This window comes from Streptodolium elevatio, from assembly GCF_053592165.1.
In genome coordinates, this window is sequence record NZ_JBSFVE010000063.1 from 1 (window position 1) to 4,245 (window position 4,245).

The window sequence follows — 4,245 nt, forward strand, 5'->3', positions numbered from 1 at the left end:
CTCCTTCTGCTCCTCTACCGGTCGGGCTCGCCCATGGGAACGTCGTGCGTGGGGGACGGGATCGCAGTGCGCATGAGTTGTGCGGGGACACCTGGGTCAGCCGATGTGCGCGGTCCTCGATACCGCAGCGTACGCCGGAACGCTGCCGAGGCTCCGAACGACGGCATCGGTGATGTCGCCCGCGTGCAAGGCCTCGCCCTGCTTCTCGCCGCCGTCGACCTCCAGGCGTTCGGAGCGGCAGCGCCACCGACTGGGCAGGAACAGGACCCGCAGCCACCGAAGTTGCTGTACTCAGTCCAGGCGGCAGCGCGGCGGTTGAACGTGGGGGTGGCCTGGCTGCGCCACGAGTCCGCCGTCGGGAGCCGCACCGTGAGGTCGGTGGCCGACGGATGTTCAGCGAAGCTGACCTGCTGGCGATCGTCGAGGCCACCCACCGACCGCACCGTGGACAGACGCCCCTCCGGGCTATGGACGACTTGAGCGTGCCGAACGACAGCTACGGCAGGCACCACCTGCGGCACCTGGCCGACTGCCTCCATGACACCGCCCGCCAGGCTGCCGCCCTCCTGCGCCCGACCAAGCCGCCACGGCCCCCGAACCGGATGAACGCAATGCTCTTGCCAGGCCCGGCGGTTCACCCGGTGTGGAGCGGCCGGTCGTTCCATGGCGCGGCCAGGGCCTGGGCGAGTCCGGTCATGTCCAGCAGGCCGGCGACCTGCGGCGAGGCCGCACATACCGCTACGGCGGTGCTTTGTGCGGTGCCCAGTTGCCAGGCCGCGATCAGGGCGCGCAGGCCGGCCGAGTCGCACCATGGTGGTTGTGGCGTGTGGCGTGTGGTCGGTGAGTTCGGTGCCCCGGGCCTCACCTATTGCCGCCGAGGAATACCGTCTGGCTGGAGCCTCGGTGAGCCTTCCGCCGAGAGGCGGCCCCGCTCACCGCCCACCTTCGTCGTCGGGCCCCGCGCAGTGGTGTACGGGGCCGTCAGGTCACGTGTTTCGTGGGTGTCGCGTATCCGGTCAGCGGGTGTCCGGCGTCTCGCCGGTGTCGTTCGCCGGGTCGGCGTGCAGGGTGCCGGGCAGGCCGACGACTTCCATGAGGTGTGCTGCGCAGAAGCTCCCTCGCCGAGCGAATCCGGCGGAGCACTCTGGCTCTGGGAACGTCGCTGCAGATCGCGCGGGACGTCGCCTCAGCGTTGCGCGCTGCGCACCTGCACAAGCTGGTCCCGCGACACCTGGGTCACCGCGCGACACGCCTTTCCGGATCCTGGCCCCGAGCTCCCAGATGACCACGGACACGCGACGGTGACGCCGGTTGTCCGCCGTCGTCCGGGGCGGACAACCGGCGTGTCGGGTCATCCCGGCGATGCTGATCGGTGCGTGGTGGTCACGACAGGCCCAGATGTCGTTTCATTTCTTCGATATCGGCGAGTGCCTGGTGGTACTCGGCCTCGCGCTCGCGCGCAGCGGCCGGGAACGGAGGTGCTATCGTCACTGGCGCAGAGACAACCAGGTCACTGCGGAACCGGAAAAGGGGGGTGAGTTGATGTCTGTCGCCAAGGCCGCTGCCGTGTGCAGTGCCCGCCGGACCATCCTCACGTCCCGGGCCCCGGTCTGACCTGACGGCGATGCCCCCGCACGAGCTCTGGCAGTGCGCGGTAGGCGATCCACTGTGCCGATCGGGGTCCCTTTTCTAGGGTCCCTACGTTGTCTCAATCCTTTACGCATGATCCTCAATCGCATTCCCTGGCGGACTACGGCTGGGACGAGGCGTGTGAGCACGCCTTCACGTCCCATCGCGCCGCCGGGCTGATCCCCGCCCGCATCGCGCGGGCCGACCGCGGCTCGTGCCAGGCGGTCACCGACGCCGGAATCGTCCGCGCGGACATCCCCGGCACCGCCGATCTCGGTGATTCGTCGTCGGCGCCGTGCACGGGTGACTGGGTGGCACTGCGCCCCGCCACCGGCGGCCGCGCCCCGGTGCTGCTAGCGACGCTGGAACGCCGCACCGCCCTGGTGCGCTCGTCCTCCTCGCGTACCTCGCACGGCCAGGTCCTGGCCGCCAACGTCGACACCGTCGTGGTGACGGTTTCGCTCGCGGCACGGCTCAAGCACGGCCGAACCGAACGCATGCTCGCCCTGGCATGGGAGAGCGGCGCCCGGCCGGTCGTGGTGCTCACCAAGGCCGACGCGTGCGCGGACCCGGCCTCCGCCGAGGAGCAGGTGTCCGGGGTGGCCGCCGGTGTGGACGTACTGGTCACCAGCGCCGTGACCGGACAAGGTCTGGACACCCTGACCGCCGTTGTGAGCGGCACCGTCGTGTTGCTCGGCCCTTCCGGGGCGGGCAAGTCCACGCTGGGCAACCGGCTGCTGGGCGAGGACCGGCTGCCGACCGGCGCCGTCCGCGAGGCGGACGGCAAGGGCCGACACACCACCTCCTGGCGGGAGTTGCTCCCGCTGCCCGGCGGCGGGGTCCTGCTGGACACCCCCGGCCTGCGCGCGATCGGTCTCCACGACGCCCAGGACGGGCTGGAACAGACCTTCACCGAGATCGAACACCTCGCACAGGCCTGCCGGTTCACCGACTGCGCCCACGAGAACGAACCCGGCTGCGCGGTGCTCGCCGCCGTCGAGACCGGCGAGATCCCCCGACGCCGCCTGGACAGCTACCACCGGCTGCTGCGCGAGAACGCCTACTCCGCCTCCCGCACGGACGCGCGGCTGCGCGCCGACCGCGAGGCCACCAAAAAGGACATCACACGCCACCTGCGCGCCACCTACCAGTTCCGGGAGAACCGGAAGTGACCAACAACGACACCCCCGCCCACGGCGGCGACCCGGTGACGCAGGCGTTGTTCACCCTGCACCACGACCTGCCCCGGCAGGGCCCGGGCTCGGACGCCACCACACGGCACGCACTGGAGATGGCCGGACCGCTGCCCGAACACCCGCGGACCCTGGACGCCGGCTGCGGCCCCGGCCGCTCCGCACTGCTGCTCGCGGAAGAAGCCGGCGCACACGTGACCGCGGTCGACCTGCACCAGCCCTACCTGGACAGCCTCGCTGCCGAAGCGGCCCGCCGGGGCCTGGGCGACCGGATCACGGTCGTCAACTGCTCGATGGACCGACCGCCCGTCCCCGACCACGGCTTCGACGTGATCTGGGCCGAGGGGTCCGTCTACACCATCGGCTTCGACGTCGCCCTTCGCGCCTGGCGTCGCCTGCTCGCCCCGGACGGTGTCCTTGTCCTCACCGAAATCGAATGGACCGTGCCCCACCCCGCCGACCCGGTGCGCGCCTACTGGGACGCGGCCTACCCGCTGCGCACCCACGCCGCGAACACCGCCGCCGCGCGAGCCGCCGGCTACCGCCTGCACGCGCACCGCCCGCTGCCCGAAAGCGACTGGTGGGACGAGTACTACACGCCGCTCACCGAGCGCATGGACCGAGCCGATCCGCGGCACCCCGGCATGGCGGAAGCCCTGGCCGCACACCGCACGGAGATCGACATGCGGCGCGAACACGGCGGCGACTACAACTACGCGCTCTACACCCTCCGCCCCCACGACCACACCCCCCACACCACCGAGGACGAGACCATGACGACCTGGACCACCCGCCCCGAGACCACCGAGGACATCCCCGCGATCCGCGACATCCTCCTCGCGGCCTTCCCCACCGCCCTCGAGGCCGACATCGTCGACGCCCTGCGCGCCGACTCCAAGGCGTGGATCGACGGACTGTCCATGCTCAGCACGGCCCCCGACGGCACCGCGACCGGATACGCGCTGATCACCCGCTGCCAGGTCGACGGCGCACCCGCCCTCGCCCTGGCACCCTGCGCGGTCCCGCCCTCGGCCCAGCGCACCGGCGCCGGCTCCGCCGCCATCCACGCCGCACTCGACGCCGCCCGGGCCATGGGCGAAAACCTCGTCCTCGTCCTGGGACACGCTGACTACTACCCGCGGTTCGGCTTCACACCGGCCTCCGGCTTCGGTATCCGCGCACCCTTCGAGGTACCGGACGAGGCCATGATGGCCATGGCCCTCGACACCACCCGCACCGTCCCCGCCGGAACCATCCAGTACCCCGCCGCCTTCGGCGTCTGACCCCTCCCGTGGGGGGGGGCGGGGCGGGGCGGCGCCGCGGCGGCGGGCCCCTGCCCGCCACGGCGGGGGGGGCGGGGGCGCGGGGGCGCGACATCCCCCCCGAACCGGGGGTAAAACCGCCCCCCCGCACGCGCGGGGGC

2 protein-coding genes are annotated in these 4,245 nt (G+C 71.9%); both read left to right on the forward strand.

The annotated features are described in order from the left end of the window. Positions 1 to 1,703 precede the first annotated feature (1,703 nt). Entirely contained in the window at positions 1,704 to 2,801 is a 1,098-nt protein-coding gene (gene rsgA, locus ACWD12_RS40810) for a ribosome small subunit-dependent GTPase A (protein WP_450103926.1), read from the forward strand. Beyond that, a complete protein-coding gene (locus tag ACWD12_RS40815; RefSeq protein WP_450103927.1) occupies positions 2,798 to 4,105 on the forward strand; it encodes a GNAT family N-acetyltransferase in 1,308 nt (435 codons plus the stop codon). The genes rsgA and ACWD12_RS40815 overlap by 4 nt, the downstream gene beginning before the upstream one ends. The last annotated feature ends 140 nt before the right edge of the window (positions 4,106 to 4,245 follow it).